General features: G+C 70.8%; 26 protein-coding genes and 1 tRNA gene. 15 read left to right on the top strand and 12 right to left on the bottom strand.

Annotated elements, in window-relative coordinates:
• Positions 1 to 4: 4 nt before the first annotated feature.
• Positions 5 to 2,050 (top strand): ATP-dependent DNA helicase UvrD2, encoded by a 2,046-nt coding sequence (locus tag C3E78_RS13560; protein ID WP_108579233.1) that lies wholly within the window; start codon positions 5 to 7, stop codon positions 2,048 to 2,050.
• Here the strand turns inward: C3E78_RS13560 and C3E78_RS13555 are convergent.
• Both C3E78_RS13555 and C3E78_RS13550 read right to left on the bottom strand, forming a co-directional pair.
• On the bottom strand, positions 2,018 to 3,397 hold the full coding sequence (locus tag C3E78_RS13555; protein ID WP_108579231.1) for an ABC1 kinase family protein: 1,380 nt from the start codon (positions 3,395 to 3,397) through the stop codon (positions 2,018 to 2,020). The two genes, C3E78_RS13560 and C3E78_RS13555, sit on opposite strands and share 33 nt — an antisense overlap.
• Before the next feature lie 27 nt (positions 3,398 to 3,424).
• Positions 3,425 to 4,231 carry a hypothetical protein gene (locus C3E78_RS13550; RefSeq protein WP_108579229.1) on the bottom strand — a complete coding sequence of 269 codons (807 nt, stop codon included), beginning with the start codon at positions 4,229 to 4,231 and terminating at the stop codon, positions 3,425 to 3,427.
• Positions 4,232 to 4,414: 183 nt separating this feature from the next.
• Here C3E78_RS13550 and C3E78_RS18505 point away from each other — a divergent pair, with 183 nt between their 5' ends.
• Together C3E78_RS18505 and C3E78_RS13545 are read left to right on the top strand one after the other, a co-directional pair.
• Positions 4,415 to 4,573: a DUF5679 domain-containing protein gene (locus C3E78_RS18505; RefSeq protein WP_168217181.1), complete on the top strand. Its 159-nt coding sequence runs from the start codon at positions 4,415 to 4,417 to the stop codon at positions 4,571 to 4,573.
• A 310-nt stretch (positions 4,574 to 4,883) separates the two neighbouring features.
• Positions 4,884 to 5,375 (top strand): M48 metallopeptidase family protein, encoded by a 492-nt coding sequence (locus C3E78_RS13545; RefSeq protein WP_199906826.1) that lies wholly within the window; start codon positions 4,884 to 4,886, stop codon positions 5,373 to 5,375.
• Here C3E78_RS13545 and C3E78_RS13540 read toward each other — a convergent pair.
• Together C3E78_RS13540 and C3E78_RS13535 are read right to left on the bottom strand one after the other, a co-directional pair.
• Positions 5,308 to 5,886 (bottom strand): NUDIX hydrolase, encoded by a 579-nt coding sequence (locus tag C3E78_RS13540; RefSeq protein ID WP_108579227.1) that lies wholly within the window; start codon positions 5,884 to 5,886, stop codon positions 5,308 to 5,310. The genes C3E78_RS13545 and C3E78_RS13540 overlap by 68 nt on opposite strands.
• Positions 5,883 to 7,178 carry a zinc-dependent metalloprotease gene (locus C3E78_RS13535; protein ID WP_108579225.1) on the bottom strand — a complete coding sequence of 432 codons (1,296 nt, stop codon included), beginning with the start codon at positions 7,176 to 7,178 and terminating at the stop codon, positions 5,883 to 5,885. The genes C3E78_RS13540 and C3E78_RS13535 overlap by 4 nt, the downstream gene beginning before the upstream one ends.
• A gap of 65 nt (positions 7,179 to 7,243) precedes the next feature.
• On the opposite strand from C3E78_RS13535, the gene C3E78_RS13530 reads away from it, so the two are divergent.
• From C3E78_RS13530 to C3E78_RS13515, 4 genes are all read left to right on the top strand, one after another.
• The gene (locus C3E78_RS13530; RefSeq protein WP_108579223.1) at positions 7,244 to 7,666 is read left to right on the top strand and encodes a molybdenum cofactor biosynthesis protein MoaE; all 423 of its coding nucleotides are present in this window, start codon (positions 7,244 to 7,246) and stop codon (positions 7,664 to 7,666) included.
• Between the two features lie 58 nt (positions 7,667 to 7,724).
• A complete protein-coding gene (locus C3E78_RS13525; protein WP_235833627.1) occupies positions 7,725 to 8,804 on the top strand; it encodes a YlbL family protein in 1,080 nt (359 codons plus the stop codon).
• Positions 8,795 to 9,304, top strand: coding sequence for a PPA1309 family protein (locus C3E78_RS13520; RefSeq protein ID WP_199906825.1), 510 nt, complete (start codon positions 8,795 to 8,797; stop codon positions 9,302 to 9,304). The genes C3E78_RS13525 and C3E78_RS13520 overlap by 10 nt, the downstream gene beginning before the upstream one ends.
• 103 nt (positions 9,305 to 9,407) lie before the next feature.
• Positions 9,408 to 12,257, top strand: coding sequence for a UPF0182 family membrane protein (locus C3E78_RS13515; RefSeq protein WP_235833626.1), 2,850 nt, complete (start codon positions 9,408 to 9,410; stop codon positions 12,255 to 12,257).
• A 14-nt stretch (positions 12,258 to 12,271) separates the two neighbouring features.
• Here the strand turns inward: C3E78_RS13515 and ilvA are convergent, their stop codons facing one another.
• Complete coding sequence (gene ilvA / locus C3E78_RS13510) at positions 12,272 to 13,510, bottom strand: threonine ammonia-lyase IlvA (protein ID WP_235833625.1); 1,239 nt, start codon at positions 13,508 to 13,510, stop codon at positions 12,272 to 12,274.
• 152 nt (positions 13,511 to 13,662) lie between these two features.
• On the opposite strand from ilvA, the gene C3E78_RS13505 reads away from it, so the two are divergent.
• A tRNA-Met gene (locus C3E78_RS13505) sits at positions 13,663 to 13,739 on the top strand.
• 58 nt (positions 13,740 to 13,797) lie between these two features.
• Here the strand turns inward: C3E78_RS13505 and C3E78_RS13500 are convergent.
• Positions 13,798 to 14,685 (bottom strand): helix-turn-helix domain-containing protein, encoded by an 888-nt coding sequence (locus C3E78_RS13500; protein ID WP_199906824.1) that lies wholly within the window; start codon positions 14,683 to 14,685, stop codon positions 13,798 to 13,800.
• Between the two features lie 149 nt (positions 14,686 to 14,834).
• Here C3E78_RS13500 and C3E78_RS13495 point away from each other — a divergent pair, with 149 nt between their 5' ends.
• The 5 genes from C3E78_RS13495 (at position 14,835) to C3E78_RS13475 (ending at position 20,181) form a co-directional block, all read left to right on the top strand.
• On the top strand, positions 14,835 to 15,158 hold the full coding sequence (locus tag C3E78_RS13495; protein WP_108579218.1) for a putative quinol monooxygenase: 324 nt from the start codon (positions 14,835 to 14,837) through the stop codon (positions 15,156 to 15,158).
• 20 nt (positions 15,159 to 15,178) lie between these two features.
• A complete protein-coding gene (locus tag C3E78_RS13490; RefSeq protein WP_108579216.1) occupies positions 15,179 to 15,871 on the top strand; it encodes an SDR family NAD(P)-dependent oxidoreductase in 693 nt (230 codons plus the stop codon).
• Positions 15,872 to 16,044: 173 nt separating this feature from the next.
• Positions 16,045 to 18,801, top strand: a complete 2,757-nt coding sequence (locus C3E78_RS13485) for an AAA family ATPase (protein ID WP_108579214.1) — start codon at positions 16,045 to 16,047, stop codon at positions 18,799 to 18,801.
• Positions 18,802 to 19,016: 215 nt separating this feature from the next.
• Positions 19,017 to 19,892 (top strand): protein kinase domain-containing protein, encoded by an 876-nt coding sequence (locus C3E78_RS13480; RefSeq protein ID WP_108580894.1) that lies wholly within the window; start codon positions 19,017 to 19,019, stop codon positions 19,890 to 19,892.
• A 7-nt stretch (positions 19,893 to 19,899) separates the two neighbouring features.
• Complete coding sequence (locus C3E78_RS13475; RefSeq protein WP_108579212.1) at positions 19,900 to 20,181, top strand: hypothetical protein; 282 nt, start codon at positions 19,900 to 19,902, stop codon at positions 20,179 to 20,181.
• A 5-nt stretch (positions 20,182 to 20,186) separates the two neighbouring features.
• On the opposite strand, the gene C3E78_RS13470 is transcribed toward C3E78_RS13475, so the two are convergent.
• Genes C3E78_RS13470 through C3E78_RS18635 form a run of 4 tightly spaced genes read right to left on the bottom strand, consistent with a single transcriptional unit; the run spans position 20,187 to position 22,504 of the window.
• On the bottom strand, positions 20,187 to 21,497 hold the full coding sequence (locus C3E78_RS13470) for a glutaminase (RefSeq protein WP_108579210.1): 1,311 nt from the start codon (positions 21,495 to 21,497) through the stop codon (positions 20,187 to 20,189).
• A gap of 56 nt (positions 21,498 to 21,553) precedes the next feature.
• Positions 21,554 to 21,805 (bottom strand): (4Fe-4S)-binding protein, encoded by a 252-nt coding sequence (locus C3E78_RS13465; protein ID WP_108579208.1) that lies wholly within the window; start codon positions 21,803 to 21,805, stop codon positions 21,554 to 21,556.
• Between the two features lies 1 nt (position 21,806).
• Positions 21,807 to 22,154 (bottom strand): GNAT family N-acetyltransferase, encoded by a 348-nt coding sequence (locus tag C3E78_RS13460; protein ID WP_424922762.1) that lies wholly within the window; start codon positions 22,152 to 22,154, stop codon positions 21,807 to 21,809.
• Positions 22,151 to 22,504, bottom strand: a complete 354-nt coding sequence (locus C3E78_RS18635; RefSeq protein ID WP_235833623.1) for a hypothetical protein — start codon at positions 22,502 to 22,504, stop codon at positions 22,151 to 22,153. The genes C3E78_RS13460 and C3E78_RS18635 overlap by 4 nt, the downstream gene beginning before the upstream one ends.
• A 65-nt stretch (positions 22,505 to 22,569) precedes the next feature.
• Here C3E78_RS18635 and C3E78_RS18630 point away from each other — a divergent pair, with 65 nt between their 5' ends.
• Together C3E78_RS18630 and C3E78_RS13450 are read left to right on the top strand one after the other, a co-directional pair.
• Positions 22,570 to 23,085: a MarR family winged helix-turn-helix transcriptional regulator gene (locus tag C3E78_RS18630; RefSeq protein WP_235833622.1), complete on the top strand. Its 516-nt coding sequence runs from the start codon at positions 22,570 to 22,572 to the stop codon at positions 23,083 to 23,085.
• 209 nt (positions 23,086 to 23,294) lie between these two features.
• Positions 23,295 to 23,939: an NAD(P)H-binding protein gene (locus C3E78_RS13450; protein ID WP_108579204.1), complete on the top strand. Its 645-nt coding sequence runs from the start codon at positions 23,295 to 23,297 to the stop codon at positions 23,937 to 23,939.
• 14 nt (positions 23,940 to 23,953) lie between these two features.
• Here the strand turns inward: C3E78_RS13450 and C3E78_RS13445 are convergent, their stop codons facing one another.
• Together C3E78_RS13445 and C3E78_RS13440 are read right to left on the bottom strand one after the other, a co-directional pair.
• Positions 23,954 to 24,499 (bottom strand): TetR/AcrR family transcriptional regulator, encoded by a 546-nt coding sequence (locus C3E78_RS13445; RefSeq protein WP_199906823.1) that lies wholly within the window; start codon positions 24,497 to 24,499, stop codon positions 23,954 to 23,956.
• 16 nt (positions 24,500 to 24,515) lie between these two features.
• Entirely contained in the window at positions 24,516 to 24,971 is a 456-nt protein-coding gene (locus C3E78_RS13440) for a nuclear transport factor 2 family protein (protein WP_108579202.1), read from the bottom strand.
• Between the last annotated feature and the right edge of the window lie 86 nt (positions 24,972 to 25,057).

The following is a 25,057-nucleotide window of genomic DNA, read 5'->3' as shown; positions in this document are numbered from 1 at the left end:
CTGCGTGCCACCTGCCGACGACCTGTTGAGCGGGCTTGACCCCGAGCAGCGGGAGGTCGCACTCGCGCTGCGTGGCCCCGTCAGCGTCATCGCCGGCGCCGGCACGGGCAAGACTCGGGCGATCACCCACCGCATGGCGTACGGCGTCGCGACGGGCGTCTACAAGCCGACCGAGGTCCTGGCCGTGACGTTCACGACCAAGGCCGCCAACGAGATGCGGGTCCGGCTGCGCGACCTCGGCGCGGCCGGGGTCCAGGCCCGCACGTTCCACTCCGCGGCGCTGCGACAGGCCAGGTTCTTCTGGCCGCACGTGTACGGCGGCGACTTCCCCGAGATCACCCAGTCCAAGTTCCCGCTGGTGGCCGAGGCCATGCGTCGCCTCGGCAAGCGCGCCGACACTCCGCTGCTGCGTGACCTGTCGTCCGAGATCGAGTGGGCGAAGGTGTCCAACATCGCGCCCACCGCGTACGCCGCCGCCGCGGGCCCGGCCCGCCGCGAGGTCGCCGACCTGTCGGCCGGTGACGTCGCGAACGTCCTGGCCTCCTACGAGGAGGTCAAGCGCGAGCGCGGCCGCATCGACATGGAGGACATCCTGCTCGTCACCGCGGCGATCCTGGCCGACGACGAGCGCATCGCGGCCCGGGTGCGCCAGCAGTACCGCTGGTTCGTCGTCGACGAGTTCCAGGACGTGAACCCGTTGCAGTCGACGTTGCTCGAGCTGTGGCTGGGCGGCCGTGACGACATCTGCGTCGTGGGCGACCCGCGCCAGACGATCTACTCGTTCGCCGGTGCCTCCCCGCAGATCCTCGCCTCGTTCGGCCGTCGCCACGAGGGCGCCCAGCGCATCGAGCTGGTCCGCAACTACCGGTCGACACCGCAGATCGTCGCGGCCGCCAACGCCGTCTTCGCCCGCTCCAACGCCACCGAGGGGGTCCGCCTGGTCTCGCAGCAGGAGCCCGGCGACCCGGTCACGTACGTGGGCTTCCCCGACGAGCTCGCCGAGGCCAATGCTGTCGCCAACGAGATCGCCCTGCTGCACCGCCGGGGCGTGTCCTATCGCGAGATGGCGATCCTCTACCGCATCAACGCCCAGTCGGAGGCCTTCGAGGAGGCGCTGGGCGAGCACGGCATCCCCTACTCGATGCGTGGCGCGACCGGGTTCTTCAACCGCCCCGAGGTGCGCCAGGCGGTGACCTTGCTGCGCGGCTCGGCACGCGGCGAGACGGCCGGCAACCTCGTCGACGACGTCCGGGCGATCTTCTCCGCGATGGGGCACACCGACGAGCCGCCGACCGCCGCCGGCGCCGTCCGCGACCGGTGGGAGTCGCTGCACGCGATCGTCACGATGGCGACCGACCTCGCCGAGTCCAACCCCGGCGCCGACATGACCGCGCTCGTCGCCGACCTCGACCGGCGCATCGACCAGGCCCACGCGCCCGCGGTCGACGGCGTCACCCTGGCGACGCTGCACTCGGCCAAGGGCCTGGAGTGGGACGCCGTGTTCTGCGTCGGCATGCACGAGGGAATGATGCCGAGCATCCACGCCGACACCCCGGTCCTGGTCGAGGAGGAGCGTCGACTGTTCTACGTCGGCGTCACCCGCGCCCGGCACGACCTGATGATCTCGTGGGCGGCCGCCCGCAAGCCCGGGGGCCGCGGCAACCGCCAGCCGACCCGGTTCCTCGACCCGTTGCTCCCCGCTGGTCACCAGGCGCGGCAGGTGTCGTCACAGGCGCGCCAGCGCAAGGTGGCCAAGTGCCGCGTGTGCAACCAGGTCCTGGCGGTCGCCGACCGCAAGCTGGGCCGGTGCTCGACATGCCCCGCGACGTACGACGAGGAGCTCTTCGAGACGCTGCGGACGTGGCGCAAGGAGCAGGCCACCGAGCAGGGCAAGCCGGCCTATGTGATCTTCACCGACGCGACGCTGCAGGCGATCGCCGAGGCCAAGCCGGCCGACGAGGCCGCGCTCGAACGCGTCCCGGGGATCGGGCCGTCCAAGATCGAGCAGTACGCCGAGTCAGTCCTGGAGCTCGTCAGCAAATCCCGGTAGGGACTCCTCGAGGATGGCCCGGAACGGTGCCGTCGCCCCGAGCTGGCTCAGCACGCCGATGCCGCCGATCCACACCCGGTGGATCAGCAGGTACTGCGGTGGCAGGTTGATCTTCATCGCGGTGCCCATGCCCTCGGCGGTCGGCGCGCTGACCCGCAACGTCTGCGCGCGGATCCACTCGCGGCTGAACGTGAAGCGCTCGACCTGCGCCGGCTCGACGAACGGCCCGATGTAGCGGGCGATCGTGTCGGCGTCGAGGTCCTTGGTGGACTTCAGGAAGCCCTCCTCGTGCAGTCCCTCGACGACGCTGTCGTAGTCGCCGTCCACCGCGAACCTCAGGAGCCGGCCCATCGTGGGCGGCAGGCCGTCGGGGAGGCGGGCCACGGCACCGAAGTCGACCACGCCGAGCCGTCCGTCCGGCATGATCCGGAAGTTGCCGGGGTGGGGGTCGGCGTGCAGCATGCCGGTGCGCTGCGGACCGGCGAACAGGAACCGCACGTACGCCTCGCCGTACCGGTCGCGCTCCTCCTGCGTCCCGCTGGTGATGATCTGGGCGAGCGAGGAGTCCGCCTCGAGCCAGGACGACACGAGGGCGCGCTCGGTGTGGGCCATCGGCATCGGCACGGTGATCTCGGGATCGTCGGCGAACGCGGTCGCGAACACGCGCTGCGCCTCGGCCTCCAGCGAGTAGTCGAGCTCCTCCGCGACGCGGTCCTGCAGCTCCTTGACCAACGGCTTCACGTCGAGACCGGGGGCGATGATCCCGAACATCCGGGCCAGGCGGCCGATCTGTCGCAGGTCGGAGATGAGGGCCTTGGCGGCTCCCGGGTACTGCAGCTTGACCGCGACGTCCACGGGCGCGGCGTCGGGGTCGGCCGGATCGAGCCAGGTCGCGCGGTGGACCTGGCCGATCGACGCCGAGGCGGCGGGCCGGTCCTCGAAGGTGGGGAACTGGGCGCGCCAGCTGCCGCCGAACTCCTGCACCATCACGCGGTGCACGGTGGCGGGCGGCATCGGGGGAGCGGAGTCCTGCAGCTTGACCAACGTCTCGCGGTAGGGACCGATGAGCTCGTCGGGCAGCGCGGACTCGAAGATGCTCATGGCCTGGCCGAACTTCATCGCCCCGCCCTTGAGCTGGCCGAGGACGCTGAAGATCTGGTCGGCGGTGCGGCGCTGCACCTCGTCGAGCACGAGGTTCGCCGGGGCGCCGACGACCCGCTTGCCGAGGCCGAGGGTGGTGCGCCCGGCGAAGCCGATCGGCAACGAGGCGAGTCGAGCCGTGCGCGCGAACGCGCTGCCGGTCAGGGGGCGGCCCTTCGGCTGGTCCTGCTCGGGGGAGTCGGGCACGTGCTCAGGATAGTCCGCGGGTCGCGATCACGCGGCTCTGAGCAGGTCGCACGTGCACCGCGGGTGGAAGGGCACGGGTCGCACGATCCGCTCGTCGTGGCGGGGGCCGACGAGCAGGCAGTGGCCGATGGTGCGTGGCGGCCGACCGTCCAGGTGGTCGATGATCTCGGCCGCGACCTCCACCGCCGCGGCGTGCGCGGTGGTCGCCGCCAGCCCGCCCGCGGTCACGCTGATGGCCCCCAGCTGATGGAGCAGGGCCGGCCAGGCCGGGTCGAAGTCGGCCCGGTGCAGGTCGTGGCAGCAGAGGCCGGGTGTGCGGCCGGGGCGGACCAGGGGCCCGATGCGCACACGGTCCTCGTCGATGACGACCGGCAGGTGCGTGACGTCCCACAGCGCGGCGTGCTCGAAGACCGCCCGAGCCGGTTCGCCGCACGAGACCAGCACCAGGAGGTCGGGCTCGGTGGAGTCGAGATGGTGCAGGCCGGACGCCGAGAGGATCGAACGGGTCGCGTCGACCAGCTCGGCGGCAGCCGGGTCGCCACCGACCGCCAGCTCGTACGCACCGCGCGGCCGAGCCGCGGACGTGTCGACGACGGCGCCCGCAGCCAGGAGCCGGGAGACGAGGTCGGTGACGTCGTCCTGCAGCTCCGGCACCCGCTCGTGCGCGAGCACCTCCAGACGCGCGAGGTCACGGGCGCCGTCGAGCAGCCGCAGGAACGCCAGCAGACCGGGCCGGTCGGCGAGGACGATGCCCGGCGACGTGCCGACCTGCAGGTGCGTCGCGTCCCGCCGGAGCAGCGGTGCGCCGGGACGCAGGGCGGGTCGCAGGGCCATGCCGACAGCCTGCCCGTGTGGTCGTGCCGGGCCAAGCCTCCATCCACAGCGTGATCCGCTCGGGCGGCCCAGGCCTGGACCACGCCGCGACTCGCCGGGGCGCTTTCGGCCGCGTGGAGCGTGAAATGCCACCGTCGCCCCTATGCTGACAGTGATCAGCACCACATCGGCAAGGAGGCCGCAATGTCGGAAACATGGAGTGGCGAGTTCTACTGCGTCAAGTGCAAGGAGAAGCGCGAGACGTCCGGAGAGGTCCATGTCAGTGACAAGGGCACTCGCATGGCCAAGGGTGTCTGCCCGGTCTGTGGCACCAAGCTGAACCGGATTCTGGGCAAGGCCTGAATCCACGGCGGGGCCGGATGCCTCGCACTTCCCCAAGTCTTGCGGAGGACCCGGCTTCGGCCGGGTCCTCCGCAGCTTTGTTCCCCCTCCACGGCTCCCACGTCAAGTCGCTGAGGTCCCCTGTTTTCCACGCCTGTGGACAACGGTGGGGACAAGTTGTGGGGAACGCCGAGAGCGCCTGTGGACGAGCCGGTGCACAACCTCGCTGGCCTGGGACGTCGGGCGGCATCCCGCGGTGCGTGCGCAGTAGTTTCCACCGCACGAGCCTGTGGACGCAGAAAATTGAGAACTCAACGATAGATTTCTTCTCATGAGCGAGGTGGAGATCCGGCGCAGCGCCCGGCGCAAGCGCACGGTGCGGGCGTACCGCGAGGGCGGACGGACGATCGTGCTGATGCCGGCCCACCTGTCGAAGGCTGCCGAGGACGAGCACGTCCGCAACCTCGTCGAGCGGCTCGACCGTCGCGAGCAGCGCGTGCGCCCGAGTGACGACGAGCTCCTGGCCCGCGCCGCGGAGCTGTCGCAGGCCTGGTTCGGGGGGCGTGCCGTCCCGTCGTCCGTCCGCTGGGTCACCAACATGGAGAAGCGTTGGGGCTCCTGCTCGAGCTCGGACCACAGCATCCGGCTGTCGCACCGACTGCAGGGCATGCCGGCGTACGTCGTGGACTACGTGCTGGTGCACGAGCTGGCCCACCTCATCGAGCCCAACCACAGCCGCCGGTTCTGGGCGCTGGTCAGCGCCTACCCGGAGACGGAGAAGGCGAAGGGGTTCCTCGAAGGCGTCTCGTGGCAGCAGCGGTGAGGTCGCGCACGGACTGATCCGTGGTCTCGGGCAGGTCGTCCAGGTCGAACCACGCCAGGTCGTCGGACTCGTCGCTGATCGTGATGCGCTCGTCCGACGCGACGCCCACAAACTGCACGTCCAGGTGGTGCGACGGCCGGATGGGCCCGCACGAGGGCACCTCGTGCAGTGACAGGAGCACCGGCTCCGGATCGACCGTGAGCGTGTGCAGGCCGCTCTCCTCGCGCCCCTCGCGGTGGGCCGCGCCCAGCAGGGTCGCGTCACCGGGCTCGCAGTGCCCGCCGGTCTGCAGCCAGCGCTTGATCCGCCGGTGCAGGGTCAGCAGCACGCGTGAGTGGTCGGCCGAGACGATCACGAGGCTCGCGGTCAGGTGGTCGGGGTGGCAGTCACGACTCATCGCGTCCGGGTGGGCGTCCAGGTGCGCGAGATAGACCTGTCGCAGCCGCTCCTGCTCCGTATCGGGTGCGACCCACCGCGCGAGGACGCCGTGCGCGTCCTCGTGCAGCGTCACTCGGGACGGTCCTCGTCGCCCGTGCCGTCGGGGCCGTCGAGCAGCTCGCCGAGGGCGGCGTCGAAGTCGTCGTCTCCCTGGGTGCGGCTCTCGCCCTGCGCGAAGCCCAGCGGGTCGTCGAGATCGGCGGCCACCGGCATGAGGTCCGGGTGGCTCCAGACGGCGTCGCGGGCGTCGGCGCCCTGGCGGTCGCGCATGGCCGCCCACAGCGTCGTGGCCTCGCGCAGCTTGCGGGGACGCAGCTCCAGGCCGACGAGAGCGGCGAACGTCTGCTCGGCCGGCCCGCCGGTGGCCCGGCGGCGCCGCATGGCCTCGGAGAGGGGAGCGGCGGCGGGCATGCGGTCCTTGGTCGCCTCGGTGACGACCTCGTCGACCCAGCCCTCGATGAAGGCGAGCAGGGTCTCGAGGCGATCGAGGGCGCGCTGCTGCTCGGGGGTGCGCTCGGGCTCGAACAGGCCGCCGGCCAGCGCCTCCTGGATGTCCTCGGGACGCGAGGGGTCGAGGGTCTGCATCTGCTGCTCGATCGCCGAGATGTCGATGCGGGTGCCGCGTCCGTACTCCTCGATCGCGCCGACCAGCGCGGACCGCAGCCAGGGGGAGTGCTGGAACAGGCGGTGGTGGGCGCACTCGCGCAGCGTGACGTAGAGCAGGACGTCGGCAGCCGAGTGCTCGAGGCCCTCGCCGAACGCCTTCACGCCCTCGGGAAGCACTGCCGCGACCCGCTCGGGGCCGAGCGGCAGACCGATGTCGGTGGACGACACGACCTCGCCCGCGAGGCCACCGAGGGCCTGGCCGACCTGCTGGCCGAACATCGCTCCGCCGGCCTGCGTCAGCATGCCGATCAGGGGGCCGGCCATGGCCTTGGCCTCCTCGGGCAGGGCCTGGCTCATGGCCTTGACGACGTGCGCGGCGATCGGCTCGACGAGCTGCTGCCAGGTGCCCGCGGTGGACTCGATCCACTCGGCACGGCTCCATGCCGTCGCGGTGGTCGCTCCGGCCGGGATGGAGGTGGCGGTGTCCAGCCACAGCTCCGCGAGGCGCGCGGCGTCGTCGACGGCTCCCTGCTGGGAGCTGGTCGGCGTCGGGTCGGGGCCTGCTGCCGCCACGGTGTGGCGGGCCACGTCCTTGGCCAGGTCGAAGTTGACGCTGCCCTCGTGCGGGGCGAACATCTTCTGCATCTGGCCCATGATCTGGTTCATGTCGACCGGGCCGCCCGAGAAGGCGCCGAAGATCTGCTCCATCGGGGTGCCCTTGAAGGGGTTCTCGGGCTCGTTCTTCTCGTCATCGGCCATGTCCCAAGACTACCGACTACTTCCCCGCAGCCCAGCGATCGCTGTTCGCTCTACGATGAATCGACATGACAGCCGTACGCCTGGTGGACATCCGTGAGACCCCGTTGAGCCTCGACGAGGTCTACACGGCCGTGTCGGACCCCACCGCGGGCGGGACGTGCCTGTTCGTGGGCACGGTGCGCGACCACGACGGGGGACAGGGCGTCAGTGCTCTCGGCTACTCCTCGCACCCCACCGCGGTGGCGCGCCTGCGGGAGGTGGCCGAGCGGATCGCGGCGGAGTGCGACGTCGTCGCCCTGGCCGGGGTGCATCGGGTCGGGGACCTGACGATCGGGGACCTCGCGGTGGTGGTCGCGGCGTCCGCAGCCCATCGGGAGCAGGCGTTCGAGGCGTGCCGCAGGCTGATCGACGAGCTCAAGACGGACGTGCCGGTGTGGAAGCACCAGACGTTCACCTCGGGCGACTCCGAGTGGGTGCACCACGCCTAGCCGGACGCGTATCGTGGGGAGTGTCCTGGGGGTTGCCCGGAGTCACTAGTCTGGGGGTGTGTCCGACCCCTCCACGCTGAGCCGTCGCTACACGACATTGGTCGTGGCGGCGGTTTCGTTGATCGTGCTCACGAGCGTGGCGCTGCTGGTCCCCGTGCCGTACGTGACGATGAGTCCGGGCCCCGCGTTCGACACCCTGGGCTCGCCCCGGATCACCAACGGGAAGCCGTTGCTGACGTTCGGCGACGACGTCAAGACGTACCCCACGACCGGGTCCCTGGACTTCACGACCGTCTCGGTGACCCGTGCGGACTCGCACCTGTCGATCGTCGACGCGCTCAAGTCGTACGCCGACAAGGACGTCGCGGTCGTGCCGAAGTCGCTGGTCTACCCCGACAACGAGTCGGCCAAGCAGTCGTCCGCCGAGTCGGCCGCACAGCTGGACAGCTCCAAGGACGCCTCGAAGGTCGCCGCGCTCCGCGCCGCGGGCTACGACGTCCCCGGCCGGCCGGTCATCGCGGGAGTGATCAAGGGCGGCGCGGCGGAGGGCAAGCTCGAGGCGGGCGACGTCGTGACGACCGTCGACGGCTCGAAGGTCTCGACCCCCGACGCCGTCGTCAAGGCGGTCGGATCGGTCAAGCCAGGGGACACGGTCCGGCTCGGCGTGGAGCGCAAGGGCGCCGCCCGTACCGTCCCGGTCGTCACCCGCGCGGACCCGCAGGACCCCGACGTGCCGAGGATCGGCATCTCCATCGGGACGAAGTTCAGCTTCCCGATCCAGGTCGACAACAACGTGGGCCGCGCGATCGGCGGCCCGAGCGCCGGCACGATGTTCGCCCTCGCGATCTACGACCGGCTCACCCCCGGCCAGCTGACCGGTGGCAGGACGGTCGCCGGGACCGGCGAGATCACCGCCGACGGCGTGGTCGGCCCGATCGGCGGCGTCCGCCAGAAGATGGCCGGCGCGGCCAAGGCCAAGGCCACGATCTTCCTGGTGCCCGCGGCCAACTGCGCCGAGGCCCTCGACGGTGACGACGACGGCCTGAAGCTGGTCAAGATCACCAAGCTCGACGACGCCATCTCCTCGCTCGAGGCGCTGGCCAAGGATCCCCAGGCGAAGGTCCCCTCATGCAGCTGATGCCCGACTCCCCGCTCCGCCAGGCCGCGCTCGAGGTCGAGTCCCACGTGGGCTCGCAAGGGTGGGACCAGCCACCGCGACTCTTCGCGCTGGTCCCCACCGCCGATCTCATTGCGGCCGAGCCCGGCCTCGCCGACCAGCTCAGCGACGACCCCGACAGCATCACGCCGATCGAGCAGGAGCTGCCCGAGGGCCGCGAGCTCGAGGACCTGCTGACCGAGATCGAGTGGCCCGACGCGGTCACCGGCTGCGCCGCCGTGATCGAGCGGATCATGCTGCCGCCCGAGGCGGAGGAGTCGCTGCCCGACGACCCGGACGCCATCGTCGAGGCCGCCATCAACCACCCCGACCGTCGTGAGGTGCGCCTCGTGGCCGCCGTCATGCGCGACGGCCGGTCCCACAGCGCGGTCCGGGCCAAGGACCCCGCTGACGCGGAGCTGCTGGAGGGCCCTGACCTGGTCCCCGGCTTGATCGAGCACCTCCGCAGCACCCTGACATAGAGTTTTTGACACCCCTTCACACAGGAGACCCGTGAGCGACATCTTCGGAACACCGCGTCCGCGCCAGCCTCAACCCCCATCGGGGTCGGGGCGACGCCAGCGCGTGCTCATCCCGACCTTGGTGACCTTGGCCGTGCTCCTGCTGCTCGGCTCGATCTTCATCAGCGTGTGGACCGACCGCCTGTGGTTCAAGTCGGTCGGCTACAGCGACGTGTTCCGCAGCGTCCTGGTCTCCCGGGTCGCGCTGTTCATCATCATGGGCCTGATCTTCGGCCTGTTCGTGATCGGCAACCTCTACCTCGCGTACCGCACGCGGCCCGACACGGTGCCGCTGCGCCGTGACGACCCGGCGTACCGCTACCGCCTCGCGCTGACCCCGATCCTCAAGCCGATCGGGATCGTGCTGTTCATCATCCTGACGGCGTTCTCCGGGTCGGTGGGCGCGAGCCACTGGGACACGTACAAGATGTGGCGCCACGGCTCGTCGTTCGGCGTCAAGGACCCGCAGTTCAACAAGGACGTCGGCTTCTACGTCTTCGACTACCCGTGGTGGCGCTTCCTGACGTCGTTCTCGTTCGCGATGATCGTCATCACGGTGCTCGCGGTGCTGTTCCTCAACTACGTCTACGGCGGCATCCGGATCGCCGGCCGCGGCCCCAAGCTGACCCGCGCCGCGCAGGTGCACCTGTCGGTGCTCGTCGGTCTCGGCGTCCTGAGCCGTGCGATCTCGTACTACCTCGACCGCTTCGGCCTCGCCATCGGCAACTCCAAGCTGTTCGACGGCATCGGCTACACCGACGCGAACGCCCGCATCCCGGGCAAGAACATCCTCATCGGTGTCGCGATCGTCTGTGCGTTGCTGTTCTTCGCGGTCATCTTCATCCGCTCGTGGACCCTGCCGGCGATCGGTCTGGGCCTGCTGGCGCTGACCTCGATCCTCATCGGCGCGATCTGGCCCGCCGTCATGCAGGGCTTCCAGGTCAAGCCGTCCGAGCCGGACAAGGAAGGCCCCTACATCGCCCGCAACATCGAGGCGACCAGGAACGCGTACGACGTCGCGGACACCGAGGTCGAGTCGTACTCGGCCAAGACCGACCTCACCGACAACGAGCTGGCCGCGTCGGCGGAGTCGCGCGTCAGCACGCGTCTGCTCGACCCGACCCTCATCTCGGACGCGTTCGAGCAGCTGCAGCAGGTCCGTGGCTACTACTCGGTGCCCACCACGCTCGACGTCGACCGCTACAAGCTCGAGGGGGAGACGGTCCCGCAGGACACGATCATCGCCGCGCGCGAGCTCAACCTCAACGGCCTGCAGGACACCCAGCGCAACTGGGCCAACGACCACACGGTCTACACGCACGGCTACGGCGTCATCGCGGCACGCGGCAACCAGCGCGGCCCGAACGGCGAGCCGGTCTTCACCGCGAAGGACATCCCGCAGATCGGCGAGATCAAGACCACGACCCCGCCGCGCATCTACTTCGGCGAGCAGTCCCCGTCGTACTCCATCGTGGGACGCCCCAAGGGCGCCAAGGCGATCGAGGTCGACATCCCGCGTGGCGGCGCAGCCGGCGAGGACGGCAAGGCCAACGCGACCCAGAACACGTACGACGGCAAGGGCGGTGTCCCGATCGGGGGCCTGTTCAACAAGATGCTGTACGCGTTCAAGTTCGCCGAGCCCAACATCGTGCTGTCGAACCGGGTCAACTCCGAGTCCAAGATCCTGTACGACCGCGAGCCGCGGGACCGCGTCGAGAAGGTCGCACCGTGGCTGACGGTCGACGGTGACTCGTACCCGGCCGTCGTGGACGGTCGCGTCGTGTGGATCGTCGACGGCTACACCACCAGCAACTCCTACCCGTACTCCGAGCACCGCTCGCTGCGGGAGGCCACCGCTGACACGCTGACCGACGGCCGCGCCCAGAAGGCGCTGCCGACCGACCAGGTCAACTACATGCGCAACTCGGTCAAGGCGGTCGTCGACGCGTACGACGGCACCGTGAAGCTCTACCAGTGGGACACCAAGGACCCGGTCCTGAAGACGTGGATGAAGGTCTTCCCCGGTGTCGTGGAGAGCAAGACCGAGATCACCGACGCGCTGCTGGAGCACCTGCGCTACCCGGTCGACCTGTTCAAGGTGCAGCGCGACGTGCTGCAGCGCTACCACGTGACCGACGCGCAGACGTTCTACGAGGACGGTGAGCGCTGGAAGGTGCCGGAGGACCCGACCGCCCCCAGCAGCTCGAGCGCCCTGCAGCCGCCGTACTACCTGTCGACGGCACGGCCGGGCGAGGACACGCCGAAGTTCAGCGTCACGAGCGTCTACCTGCCCAACCGGCGGCAGAACCTGGCGGCGTTCGTCTCGGTCAACTCCGAGGCGACGGACACCGAGAACTACGGCAAGATGCAGATCCTGCAGCTGCCGAGCGAGACACAGATCTCGGGTCCGAGCCAGATCGCGAACGACTTCCAGACCGACAAGGGAGTCTCGCAGGCCTTGCTGCAGTACCAGCAGTCCAAGACCGCGTCGATCCTCTACGGCAACCTGCTGACCCTCCCGGTCGGCGACGGGCTGCTGTACGTCCAGCCGGTCTACATCAAGCGCAGCGCGGTCGAGGGCTCCTACCCAGTGCTGCAGTTCGTCATCGCGTCGTTCGGCAAGGACGTCGGCTTCGGCCAGACGTTGGACGAGGCGCTGCGGGTCGCGCTCGGTCTGGAGGAGGGGACGAACCCCGACGACGACACGAACGAGACGCCGACGACGCAGAAGCCGGACAACAGCCGCAACCAGACGGCAGCACAGCTGCTCGACGCTGCATCGCGCTACTACGACCAGGCCCAGGCCGCGCTGAAGGATGGCGACCTCGCGCTCTACCAGCGTCGGATGAACCAGGTGGGCGACGCGGTCGAGAAGGCCCAGCGGGCCGTCGAGGAAGCGAACAAGAAGAAGTAGGGGTGGGGCGCCCGTCAGACCAGGTAGTGGAACAACGGACTGCCGGGCGCCACCCGCTCCACCCCCAGGGGGCTGTCCTCGAGACGTTCGAGGAGCCCTGAGAGGTCGTCGGCGCTGGCGAGCTCGACGCCGATGAGGGCCGGGCCGGTCTCGCGGTTGTTGCGCTTGACGTAGTCGAACAGCGTGATGTCGTCGTCCGGTCCGAGAATCTCGTCGAGGAACCGTCGCAGTGCGCCGGGCTCCTGCGGGAAGCTCACCAGGAAGTAGTGCTTGAGGCGCTGGTGGATCAGGGACCGCTCGAGCACCTCGCCGTACCGGCTGATGTCGTTGTTGCCGCCGGACACGACGCAGACCACCGTGGAGCCGGGCTCGATCACGAGACCGGCGTCGAGCGCGGCCGTCGCCAGCGCGCCGGCGGGCTCGGCGATGATGCCGTCGGACTGGTACAGCCGCAGCATCTCGGTGCACGCGTGGCCCTCGTCCACGGTCATGAGCTGTGCGCCGGCGTCCCGGACGAGAGGGAACGTGTGCCGGCCGGCCGTCCCCACCGCGGCTCCGTCCACGAACGGGTCCACCTCGGCCAGCGGCGTCGGGGCGCCGGCGGCCAGCGCGGCGCCCATGGAGGCCGCACCGGCGGGCTCGACGCCGACGACGCGGGTGGCGGGATGGCGTTCGTGCATCCACGTCGCCATGCCGGCGATGAGTCCGCCGCCACCGACCGGCACGACCAGGAGGTCGGGGGCGTGTCCCAGCTGCTCGACGATCTCGGGTGCCACGGTTCCCTGTCCGCTGATCGTGCGCGGGTCGTCGAACGCCGGGACCAGCACCGCTCCGGTGTCGGCGGCGTCCTGCTGGGCGGCGCGGAACGCGTCCTCGTACGAGTCGCCCACCACGATGACCTCGACGTCGGCCCCACCGAGGGTGACGATCCGCTCGCGCTTCTGCCGGGGCGTGGTGCCCGGCACGTAGATGCGTCCGTGCGTGCCCAGCCGTCGGCAGGCCAGGGCGACGCCCTGGGCGTGGTTGCCGGCGCTCGCGCAGACGACGCCGCGGCCGCGCGCCTCGGCGTCGAGCTGGACGATCAGGTTGTACGCGCCACGGATCTTGTACGACCGGACCGGCTGCAGGTCCTCCCGCTTGAGCCAGACCTGGGCGCCGGTCGCCGCGGACAGTCGCGCGTTGAGCTCGAGCGGCGTCCGGCTGGCCACGTCGGCCACCCGTGGAGCCGCCTCGTCGATGGTTGCTGCGGTCACGGCGGAGGGTGCTGTCGGGGGAGTGGTCACGTCGGTCCACGCTAGTGGCGACCCGTCCGGCCCGGCATCCCGGTGCCGCCTGCTGGACAGGCGCTGCCCCCGAGGCCCCGATTTGGTTCGCGGGCGGTGGACCTGTAAAGTGGAGCATGCGACGCGGGGTGGAGCAGCTCGGTAGCTCGCTGGGCTCATAACCCAGAGGTCACAGGTTCAAATCCTGTCCCCGCTACCAATGTGGTCTCGCAGGAGATCAAGAAGTCCCGGACTTGCGAAAGCAGGTCCGGGACTTCTCAGTTTCCGGGGTGCGCCGCCGCGACCGAGTCGGCGTCCGACCGCACCGTCGCCCGGCCGCCGCCGGCTCTCAGGCACTCCAGCTTGTCGGCGTCCGGTCCGCTCTGCTTCGTCGAGTAGAGGACGAGCTTGATGTCGGAGTCGGGGACCGTGACGACGTCGCAGTCCAGGACGATGTCGCCGACGACGGGGTGGTGGACGGTCTTGACCATCGACTGGTGAGCGGCCACGTGGCCCTCGTCCCAGAGCGCGGCGAAGCGGGGGCTCTGGGCCCTGACGTCCGCGATGAACCGGCGGAAGCTGGTGTCATTGCCGTGCGCTGCGGCGGTACGTCGCAGATCGGCGACGAGCGCCCGCTCGAACGCGGCCGGTCCGCCGTGCGCGGTGGCGATCCCGGCGATGCTGTTCTCGACGAACGTCTGCACGATGAGGTTCTGGGCGGGGTCGTCCGTCACCGAGGGTGAGCCGAACAGGGATCGCCACAACGGGGTCGAGTGGAGCAGCGTCCAGTCGGCAGCGAAGACGGCCAGCGGCAGGTCGGACATCCGCACGATCATGCGTTGGACGCCCGCCGGGATGTGGTGCGAGACGGTGTCGGAGCCGGGCGGCGCCAGCGCTGCGGCACGGTAGAACGCGGCCGTCTCGGTGCTATCGAGCTGCAGAGCCCGGGCCAGGGCCGCCACGATCTGGGCGGACGGGGTGCGCGACCGCCCCTGCTCGAGGCGCACGATGTAGTCGACGCTCACGCCCGCGAGCTGGGCCAGCTCTTCTCGCCGGAGGCCCTTGGTGCGGCGGCGGCCGAACGACTCGATGCCGACGTCGGCGGGGGCCAGCCGGGTCCGCCAGGCGCGCAGGAGGTCCGCGAGAGCATGCATGTCCGATGGCATGCGCCCATTCTCGCGCGTCCGGGCAACCCCGTCCTGCCTTCCGAGGGCTGCCCGGTCCGGACGCGTCGTTGGGTAGCACGATCCTTCCCTGGTTGCCGGGGGCCGCGGCGGCCAGGCTGGAAGCTCACCCCACAGAGAAGGAATCGAGCATGACGGCAACACCGAACGGCTACGTCACGGTCATCTGGGAGACCCGGGCCAAGACAGGAAAGGAAGCCGACCTCAAGGCGTTCATCACCGCTGCTGTCACGCCGTCGCGCAACGACGCCGGCAACATCGACTACGAGGCCCACGAGGTCGACGGGCACCCCGGGGCGTTCGTGATCTACGAGCGGTGGGAGAGCCGCGAGCACCTCGAGGCGCATCTGGACGCGCCACGCATGCGTGACCTCGTCCCACAGATGCTCGACCTCATCGAGGGCTCCATCGAGGACGGCATCACGCTGCTCCGTCCCTTCCGCCCCACCCACTGACACCAGGACCGAGGAACCACATGACCATCACCCTCATCACCGGCGGCAACAAGGGCCTCGGCCGCGAGATCGCCCGACGACTCATCGCCGTGGGCCACACCGTCTGGATCGGCGCTCGGGACGCGGACCGGGGCAAGCAGGCCGCCGCCGAGCTCGGGGCCGCGTTCGTGCAGCTCGACGTGACCGACGACGCGTCCGTCGCCGCGGCGGTCGAGACGGTGCGCGAACAGGCCGGCCGTCTCGACGTCCTGATCAACAACGCCGGCATCCTCGGCGAGGTCACCCCGCCCGACGAGATGGCCGTCGACCAGATCCGCGAGGTCTACGAGACGAACGTCTTTGGCGTCGTCCGGGTGACGAACGCGTTCCTGCCGGTGCTGCGGCGAGCCGCCGAGCCGTCCGTCATCAACGTCACCAGCGGGGTCGGGTCGTTCACCCTGATCCACGACCCCGATCGTGTCGAGTCGCAGTACCCGCTCGCGGCATACGGCTCGTCCAAGACGGCCGTCACCATGCTCACGATGCAGTACGCCAGGACGGTCCCCGACGTCCGGTTCAACGCGGTCGACCCCGGCCAGACCGCGACCGACTTCACCGGCAACCTCGGGCACGCGGTCGAGGAGGGTGCCGACGCGGCAGTTCGCGTCGCGACGCTCGGGGCGCAGACCCCGACCGGAACGGTGACGGATCGCGACGGCACGCTGCCCTGGTGACGTGCTGGCGACGCCCTTGCTGTGACAGGCTGCCTGGTCCGGCCAGATGGTCCCTGACCAGCACAGATGCTGACCGGATTCGCCCCAGAACCGCAGTGTTTGACGCTACACTGCGCATCCGAGGGCAACTCCGGCGTGGTCCGTGACGGGCGGACGAACGCCGCTGGACTGAGGTGGCGACGACACTGAAGGACCTCTTGGGCAGACGCGCGGAGTGCGCGGTGGTCGAGCAGCTGCTCGCCGGGGCACGGGCCGGTCGCAGCGGCGCCATCGTGCTGCGCGGGGAGGCCGGCATCGGCAAGACCGCGCTCCTGCAGCACGCCCGTGAGATGGCCAGCACGGACCTCCAGGTGGTGCACGCCTCAGGCGTGGAGTCCGAGAGCCAGTTCGCGTTCGCCGGGCTGCACCAGCTGTGCGCACCCATGCTGGAGCGCGCGGGTGCCCTGTCCGACCCGCAGCGGGCAGCCCTGGACGTGGCGCTCGGGTTCCGTGGCGGCGCCGCGCCGAACCGTTTCCTGGTCGGGCTCGCCGCCCTGACCCTGCTGTCCGAGGTCGCCGACGAGCGTCCCTTGCTGTGCATCGTCGACGACGTGCAGTGGCTGGACCAGGCGTCAGCGCAGGTCCTCGCCTTCGTCGCTCGGCGACTGGTCGCGGAGCGGGTGATCATGCTCTTCGCGCGGCGGGATCCCGGCGGCGGCCACGACGACGATCCCTTCGCCGGCTTGCCGAGCCTGCGGCTCGAGGGGCTCGGCGACGCAGATGCTCGCGCGCTGCTGGCCGCGGCAGGCCACGGACCGCTGGATGCCGGCGTGCGTGACCAGGTCGTCGCCGAAGCCAGGGGCAACCCCCTTGCGCTGATGGAGCTTCCCCGCAGCGCCGAGCCTGAACGGCTGGCCGGCGGGTACGCGCTGCCCCACGTGCTGAGCGTCCCGCGCCGCATCGAGGACAGCTTCCGCCGCCGCTTGAGAGATCTGCCCGCCGAGACCCAGCAGCTGCTGCTGGTCGCGGCAGCCGAGCCGACCGGTGATGCCGCGTTGTTCGAGCGCGCCGCCGCTCACCTGGGACTCAGCTGCTCTGCGGCCGACTCGGCTGAGTCCGCCGGGCTGCTGGAGATCGACACTCGCGTCCGGTTCGCCCACCCGCTGGTGCGGTCGGCCGTGTACCAGGCCGCAACCCCACCGGACCAGCGGCAGGTGCACGGCGCGTTGGCCGCGGCGACCGACTCGTCCGATCCCGACCGTCGTGCCTGGCACCGGGCGCAGTCGGTGCTGGGTCTCGACGAGCAGGTCGCGGCAGACCTCGAGGCCTCGGCCGGCCGGGCACGCGCTCGCGGCGGGTGGGCTGCCGCGGCCGCCTTCCTGCAGAGAGCAGCCGAGCTGACGCCGGACCCTGTGCTTCGTACGAGACGCACCCTCGACGCCGCGGCCGCGAAGCAGGATGCCGGGGCGCCCGGTGCTGCCCTGCAGCTCGCGGAGGTCGCCGCGGGTGGCGCGCTGGACGCCCTGCAAGGTGCGCGCCTGAACCTGTTGAGAGCCCAGATCTCGTTCCAGCTCGCGCGGGGGAGCGGCGCGACCGCGACGCTCCTGGACGCGGCCGCGACGCTCGCTCCGCTCGACCCCCGCCTGTCCCGCGAGACGTACCTGCGCGCGTTCGACGCGGCGATCGTCACCGGCGGTCTGGGTTCCGGTCCAGATGTGTCGCAGGTGGCCGAAGCGGCCCTGGCCGCTCCCGCTCCACCGGGGCCCCCACGGCCGGCGGACCTGCTGCTCGACGGCCTGGTGACGATGTACACGCAGGGCTACGAGGCAGCCGTGCCCGAGCTCCGTGCCGCCCTGGAGGCGTTCCGCACCCCCGGCGCACACCCAGAGGACGTGGACGAGAGCTGCCGCTGGCTGTGGCTGGCGAGCCGGACCGCCATGGCGCTCTTCGACGACACGCTGTGCCACGGCCTGGCCGATCTCCACGTCCGCCTCGCGCGCGAGGTCGGCGCGCTGGCGTCCCTGCCCACCGCCCTGCTCGTCCAGTCCATCGTGCTGGTGCTCTCGGGCCAGCTGGGCCGCGCCGAGCTGGCAGGCCAGCAGACCGCGATCACGACGGCGACGAGGGCGCTGCCTCTGCTCCACGCCCAGCTCGTCCTCGCGGCCTGGCGCGGCCGTGCGGACGAGACCACCGAGATCCGCGCGACCATCGAGAGAGAAGCCCACGGCAGTGCCAAGGCCACGGAGATCAATCTGTCGCACTACGCGATGGCGGTGCTCCACAACGGGCTGGGCAACTATGCAGAGGCGGCGGACGCCGCGGCGCGGGCCTTCCGGTCCACGGCGCTGGTGCACAGCAACCTGGCGCAGTCAGAGCTGGTCGAGGCCGCGTGTCGCGCGGGCGAGCCGGAACGCGCGGCGGACGCGCTCGAGCAGCTCTGCTCCCGGGCCGCTGCCAGCGGCACCGCGTGGGGACAGGGGCTGGCGGCCCGCTCACGCGCGCTGGTCAGCACCGGGCCGGACGCCGAGGAGCACTACCTCGAGGCCATCAAGCGGCTGCGGGACTGCCGGATGACGAGCCACCTCGCCCGCGCCCACCTCGTCTACGGCGAGTGGCTTCGCCGCGAAGGCCGTCGCCAGGACGCCCGCGAACAGCTTCGGACCGCCCACGAGATGCTCACGGACATCGGTGCCGAGGCGTTCGCCGCACGCGCCGCCCGGGAGCTCGGGGCCACGGGGGAGCGTCCACGCCGGCGAACCGCCCAGGCCACCGACGCGCTCACGGCCCAGGAGCTGCAGGTCGCTCGGCTCGTGGCGACGGGCGCGACCTCCCGCGAGGTCGGTGCGCAGCTGTACCTGAGCCCCCGCACGATCGAGGCGCACCTGCGGAGCATCTTCCGCAAGCTCGGCATCACGTCCCGGCGACAGCTCAGGGAGATGCGGCTTCCCTGACCCGCCCCGGGCGAGGACATCAGGGACTTCTACCGACGCGAGCGTGCCGTTCCCGGTGCGAGCCTGATGGCACCCACCGATCAGCGCCGCCCGCGCCAGGATCCCCGAGAGAGAACGCTCATGCCCGTCAGCCCCCTCGTCGACGTCGAGGACCTCCAGACCGGGACGCTCGCCCACTCGCCGGCGATCCGTCCGTTCCGCAGGGGGCCATGGCCATGGGCCTGACTCGAGTGGTCGGCGGACGGTACGAGGTGGGGGAGGCCATCGGGCACGGAGGGACGGCGACCGTGCACGCCGGCCGTGACATCCGCTCGGGCCGCCGCGTCGCCATCAAGGTGCTCCGCGAGGACCTGGCACGCGACCCGGTGTTCCGATCCAGGTTTCGGCGCGAGGCTACGACGATGGCTGGTCTCCGCCATCCGGCCATCGTCTCCGTCCTCGACACCGGGTACGAAGAGGTCGCCGCAGGAGCGGCGGGCACGCTGCACGTCCCGTTCATCGTCATGGAGCACGTGGTCGGCCGGTCCCTGCGCGAGCTGCTGAGGTCGGGCGAGCTCACGCTCGAGACCTCGGTCCAGCACCAGGTCGGGCTCCTCTCGGCCCTGGAGCTCTGCCATCGGATGGGTGTGGTCCACGGCGACGTCAAGCCGGCCAACGTGATGGTCACGTCCGACGGTGCGGTCAAGCTCGTCGACTTCGGCATCGCGCGCACCAGCGGTGATCCGGACGCGACGCTGACCCAGGGCCGGGCGTTCCTGGGCACCCCGGCGTACCTCTCGCCGGAGCAGGCCCGCGGGGAGGCCGCAGACGTCTGGAGCGACCTCTACTCCGCCGGCTGCCTGCTCTACGAGCTGCTGACCGGGAGACCTCCGTTCGTCGGTGACCCGATCGCGGTCGCCTACCAACACGTCCACGAGGAGCCTGCTCCGGCCAGCACCGCGGTCGCCGAGCTCGACGCCGTGCTCGCCAAGGCCCTGGCCAAGTCCCGGGCGGATCGCTACCAGAGCGCGGGGGCGTTCACCGAGGCGCTCCGGTCCGCGACGGGCAGCCTGCGCGAGTGCCGGGCCGGACTGATCACGGCCGATTGCTGACCGGCTCATGGGCTCCTCGCGCCGCGTGCGTTCCTCGGCCTTGCTCGTCGGGGTGGCGCTGGTGCTCGGTCCTCAGCGTTCCCAGGTCGACCTGACGCCACGGCACGACGACGCCGACAGGGCGGATCTCGTCGTCGTCCACCCGGACGGCTCCACTCCGCGGGAGGGCACCGCCCGGCAGGCGTGGGTCCAGATGGGCGGCGGGATCTTCACGGGACGCGTCGGGCCGGACGGCGAGGGGATGGTGTGGGACTTCGCACGAGGCCACGGGCAACAGTGCGCCCACTGAGGTGATCAGGCGCGCTGCGCCCGTGCGTCAGCGGCTCCGACGCCGTCGAGAACGGTCTGGACGTCCTTGACGACCGTGACCCGGCCGCCGTCCCCGGGATCGGGATCCGGGACGATCGACTCGGGGTCGACGAGGAAGACGTCCTGGCCGTCCAGCGTGAGACGCCGCGCGACCTCCAGCAGCATGCGTCGTGCCACGTCGTCGACCGAGTAGACCATCGTGAGGTCCAGGACCACTGTCTGCTCGGAGGGGGCGCTGTCCAGCACCTCCCGGACGATCCGCTCGGCGCCGGCGAAGCGGATGCCCCCTTGCAGCTGGATGACCCGGACGGCGTGAGCGCCGTCGCCGAGGGCGTGGTTGGACCGCACGACCGAGGGCGCGGACGGGGGCACCTCCATGACGTGCAGCCCCATGTCGGAGGAGAACCGTTCGAACAGCGACACCCCCCGGACGCTGTTCCCGTGCGGGTCCAGCCGCGGCGAGAACGTGGCGATGCCGATCTGTCCGGGCAGCGCCCCGATCAGTCCGCCGGCCACACCGCTCTTGGCGGGGATGCCGACCTGGGTCGCCCAGTCACCCGCGGCGTCGTACATCCCGCAGGTGGCCATGACGCTCAGCACCTGACGCACGACCGGCGCGGGCACCACCTGCACCCCCGAGAGCGGGTTCACGCCGCGGTTGGCCAGGGTCACCGCCATCATCGCCAGGTCGCGCGCAGTGACGAGCACGGAGCACTGCCGGACGTAGCCGTCGACCACGGCCCGCGGGTCCTCGGTGAGGATGCCGTGGCTGCGGAGCATGTACGCGATCGCGAGATTGCGGTGCGCGTGCTCCATCTCGGACGCGCACACCGCCTCGTCGATCGACAGCCGACGGCCGGCGAAGGCGGACAGGCCGTCGACGACGCGCTCCACGCGCTGGTCCGGTGCGAGGCCCTCGACGCCGGCCAGCGAGTGCGTGGTGATCGCTCCCGCGTTGATCATGGGGTTGAGGGGGCGTCCCGTGCTGGGCTCGAGCGAGATCTCGTTGAACGCCTCACCCGACGGCTCGACACCCACCTTGGCGAGCACCGGAGCGAATCCGCGATCGGCCAGCGCCAGGGCGTACGTGAAGGGCTTGGAGATCGACTGGATCGTGAACTCGGTGTCGATGTCGCCCGCACCGTAGACCGCCCCCTCGAGGGTCGCGAAGACGGCACCCAGACGCTCGGGGTCCGCAGTCGCGAGCTCAGGGATGTACCCCGCGCGTTCCCCGGAGGTGTCGGGCCGGACGTCGTCGAGCGCCTCGGTCAGGTAGTCGGGGATGACTGACCGCATGGGTCCTCCTCGGTCCCGGCACGCCCTGCGCGTCGGTGGTCGGTGTTGATCGGATCCTAGGCGTCGCGCTCGTGCAGCGCGCCCGGTTCCCGCTCGACGATCTCGAGCGCGCCGGAGGGGCAGCGGCCCACGACGCGTCGCAGCGTCTCGGCGGACTCCACGGTGTCGGCGCGGGTCGGGTCGATCCAGGGTCGCCGGGCGACGTCGAAGACCTCAGGCATGCCCCGGACGCACTCGGCGGCGTGCCGGCACACGTCCCGGTCGAAGGAGACGCTGACGACGGGCCCGGAGTACAGCTTTCGGGTCATGTCAGTCCGTGGCGGTCGAGTCGGGGATGCCATACACCATCGGGACGTACTCGCGATGCCGTCCGATCCAGCCCTTGATGAAGGGACACAGCGGCATGACCTTGCGCCTGCCCTCGTCGCGGACGTCGTCCAGCGCGAACCGGGCGATGGCCGAACCGACGCCCTTGCCCTCGAACCGCCGGTCGACCTCGGTGTGGGTGAAGACGATCAGCTCGTCGGTGAGGATGTACTCCGCGAACCCGGCGGCCTGGCCGTCGATGCTCGCCCGGTAGCGCAGGCGGGAGGGCTCGTGGACGACGTGGACGTCGGTCATGTGCGTGTCCTTCGGGGTCGGGGTGGAGGTGGTCATGGCGTGTCGATGACGACGTAGAGCCCGGTGATGACGTCGTCGCGGAGGATGAGCACGTCGCGGCCGGTGGCCTGTGCCGGCCCGTCCGCGGGACCGAGCGTCCATGGGTAGGTCGCCAGGTCCTGGGCCACCTGGATCGGTCCGGATCGGGCGATGCTCGTGCCGGGCAGCTGGGCCTGGAGGCCGGCGATCGCCTGCTCCACGCCGTCGTGCCCGCGCAGTGCCCGCTGCGGCTCGCCCACGAACACGTCCGTGGCGTACACCGAGGCGATGGACCGGGCCCGCTCCGGGCCCGCAGGGGAGCTCCAGGCGTCGAGGTGCGCTGCGACGAGGGTCTCGATGGGTTTCATGGGTGGTTCCTCCTGGGGCTGGGACGTTTGCTTCGTCAAACAGCCGACGGCTAGCGTGGTGGACCGTGGCTGATCAGAGCGGTACCGGGGACGTCGTTCCCCTCTCGGCGGAGCAAGAGGCGGCGTGGCGTGCGTTGGCGCGGGCGGTGGTGGTGATCCCGCGCGTGCTGGACGCCGACCTGATCCAGGCCCGGGGCATCAACGTCACGGAGTACACCGTCCTGATGAACCTGTCGGAGGCCCCCGACGGCTGCCTGCGCATGAGCGAACTGGCGAACGACGTCGCCATCTCGGTGAGCGGCCTGACCCGGGCGGTAGGCCGCCTGGAGCGCGAGGGCCGGGTGGAGCGGGCGCGGTCGTCCGCCGACGGTCGAGGCCAGGTCGCCTCCATCACGCCGGCCGGCATGGAGTGCCTGCGGGAGGCCTGGCCCGTGCATCTCGCGAGCGTCCGCCGACACGTCATGGACCACCTGGAGGGCATCGACCTGGCGGCGTTCGCCGCTGCGATGACGGCAGTCGCGTGGCCCGAGGACGAGACGCCGGTCCGCCGCAGGACGGGGCGAGCCGGGGACGGGCGGTAGGCAGGCGGGGTCGGTCACTCGTCGCTCCTGGGTCGGGCGCGTTGGTCGACGCGACCTGAGGCGCGCTCCGGGGACGTGGTCGATGAACCGCTGCTCCGGTGCGAACATGACTAGATCTGTTTGCACAAGCAAGTATATGGTGATGTGAGCGGCTGTCAACCATCGTCACCTCGCCAGGACCGTACGATGAACCCCACAGGAGGCCCGTCGTGAAGGTGTTCGTCATCGGCATCACCGGCGGCGTCGGCAGCCTGCTGGCGCACCGGCTCGTGGCTCGCGGCGACGACGTGCGCGGTCTGGTCCGGCACGATCGCCAGTCCGACGACCTGGTCGCCCGCGGGATCGTCCCCGTTCTCGGGGACCTGTCGACGATGACGGTCGACGACCTCGCGACGGCGTTCGGTGACGCCGACGCGGTCGTGTTCACCGCGGGCTCGAACGCGGGATCGGCCGAGCTCACCAGGGCTGTCGACGAGGAGGGATCCGCACGAGCCGTCGAGGCCGCGGCCGGCCGGCGTTTCATCACGGTGTCGGTGTTGCCGGAGGCGTGGCGCGAGCGCCACCTCACCGACGACGAGGAGTACTACTTCGCCGCCAAGAAGCGGGCCGACGTCGTCGTCAGCCGCAGCGAGGCCGACTGGGTCATCCTCCGTCCGTCCCTGCTGGTCGACGGCGCCGGACGTGGCACGGTCACGCTGGGCCCGGCGGTGGTGCACGGCGAGAGCGTGCGGGACGACGTCGCGGCCACGCTCGTCGAGATCCTGCACGAACCCCGGATCAGCCGCCAGGTCCTGGAGCTCGACAGCGGGACGACGCCGATCCCACAGGCCGTCCGTGCCACCGTGCGCACCTGACCGCGGAGGGGTGGTCAGCGTCCGCTGAGCACCCGGGCCCACGGTTGGTCGATGTCGGCCAGACCCAGCACGATGGCCACGTTGTCGACCATGCCGGCGCCGAACCAGGCCCGCACAGCGGCGTCGTCCCCGCCGAGAAGCGTGTGGACGGTGTCGACCTGCTTGGCGTAGCACCGGCGCACGGCGTCGCCGACGAGCGGCTCCTCGGCTGCGCAGTTCGCGTGCATCAGGAACCGCAGGATCGTGCGGTCCGAGATCAGCGCGGCGTACGCGGTACGGGCGGCTTCCTGCGCGCCGCCGCTCCCCGGGTCCTCCGCGTGCCCGATCAACGTCCGCGTCATCACGTCAGAGACGTGGTCGACCGCCGACGCGAACAACGCCTCCTTGTTCGGGTAGAGGCGGTACAGGTAGGGCTGGGAGATGTTCACCCGCTGGGCGATCTCGTGGGTGGCGGTCCCGTAGAACCCCTTGTGGGCGAAGCACTCCACGGCTGCCACCACGACGGCTTGACGTCGTTCGTCGCTCTTCGCGCGTGCACCGGCGGCTGGCATCGTCACCATTGAATCACGGTGCCGCTCAGCCCCCGAAGCTCACGGAGGGCCCTGCTGCCGACCTGGCCTCGTCGGGGGTGAGCGCCTCGATGGCGATCAGCGGGTTCCAGTAGTCGAGGAAGTGGGTGATGAGGCCTTCCTCGTCGGTGTGGACGATGGAGACGACCTCCTGGCGGTACGGCTTGCCGGTCGGGACGGCTGTTCCCTCCGAGCGGAACTCCGCGATCGCGAGGTGGGGGTCGACCGTCTCGTGGAAGACGACGTCGACGAACTCGACGTCGAACGTCTGCGGGAAGCCCGCCATGTGGGCGACGAGGGCGTCGTGGCCCTGCACGGTCCTCGGCATCCCTGCCGGCGCGAACGGGAACTCCAGCACCCCGTCGGGGGCGAAGAGGGTCGCCCAGGTGTCGGTCTCGCCTGCGGCGGTGAGGCGGATGTGCTCCGACAGGGCGTGCTGAGCGGGAGATGGTGCGGCGGTCATGGGATGCCCTTCGGGTGGTTAGTGATTGATCTATAACCTACACGAGCGGCCCCGGCGCGTGGCACCCGCGCCGGGCCGTGGCCGCC

Source organism: Aeromicrobium chenweiae, from assembly GCF_003065605.1.
GTDB classification, from domain to species: domain Bacteria; phylum Actinomycetota; class Actinomycetes; order Propionibacteriales; family Nocardioidaceae; genus Aeromicrobium; species Aeromicrobium chenweiae.
This window is presented reverse-complemented; position numbering and strand designations above follow the sequence as displayed.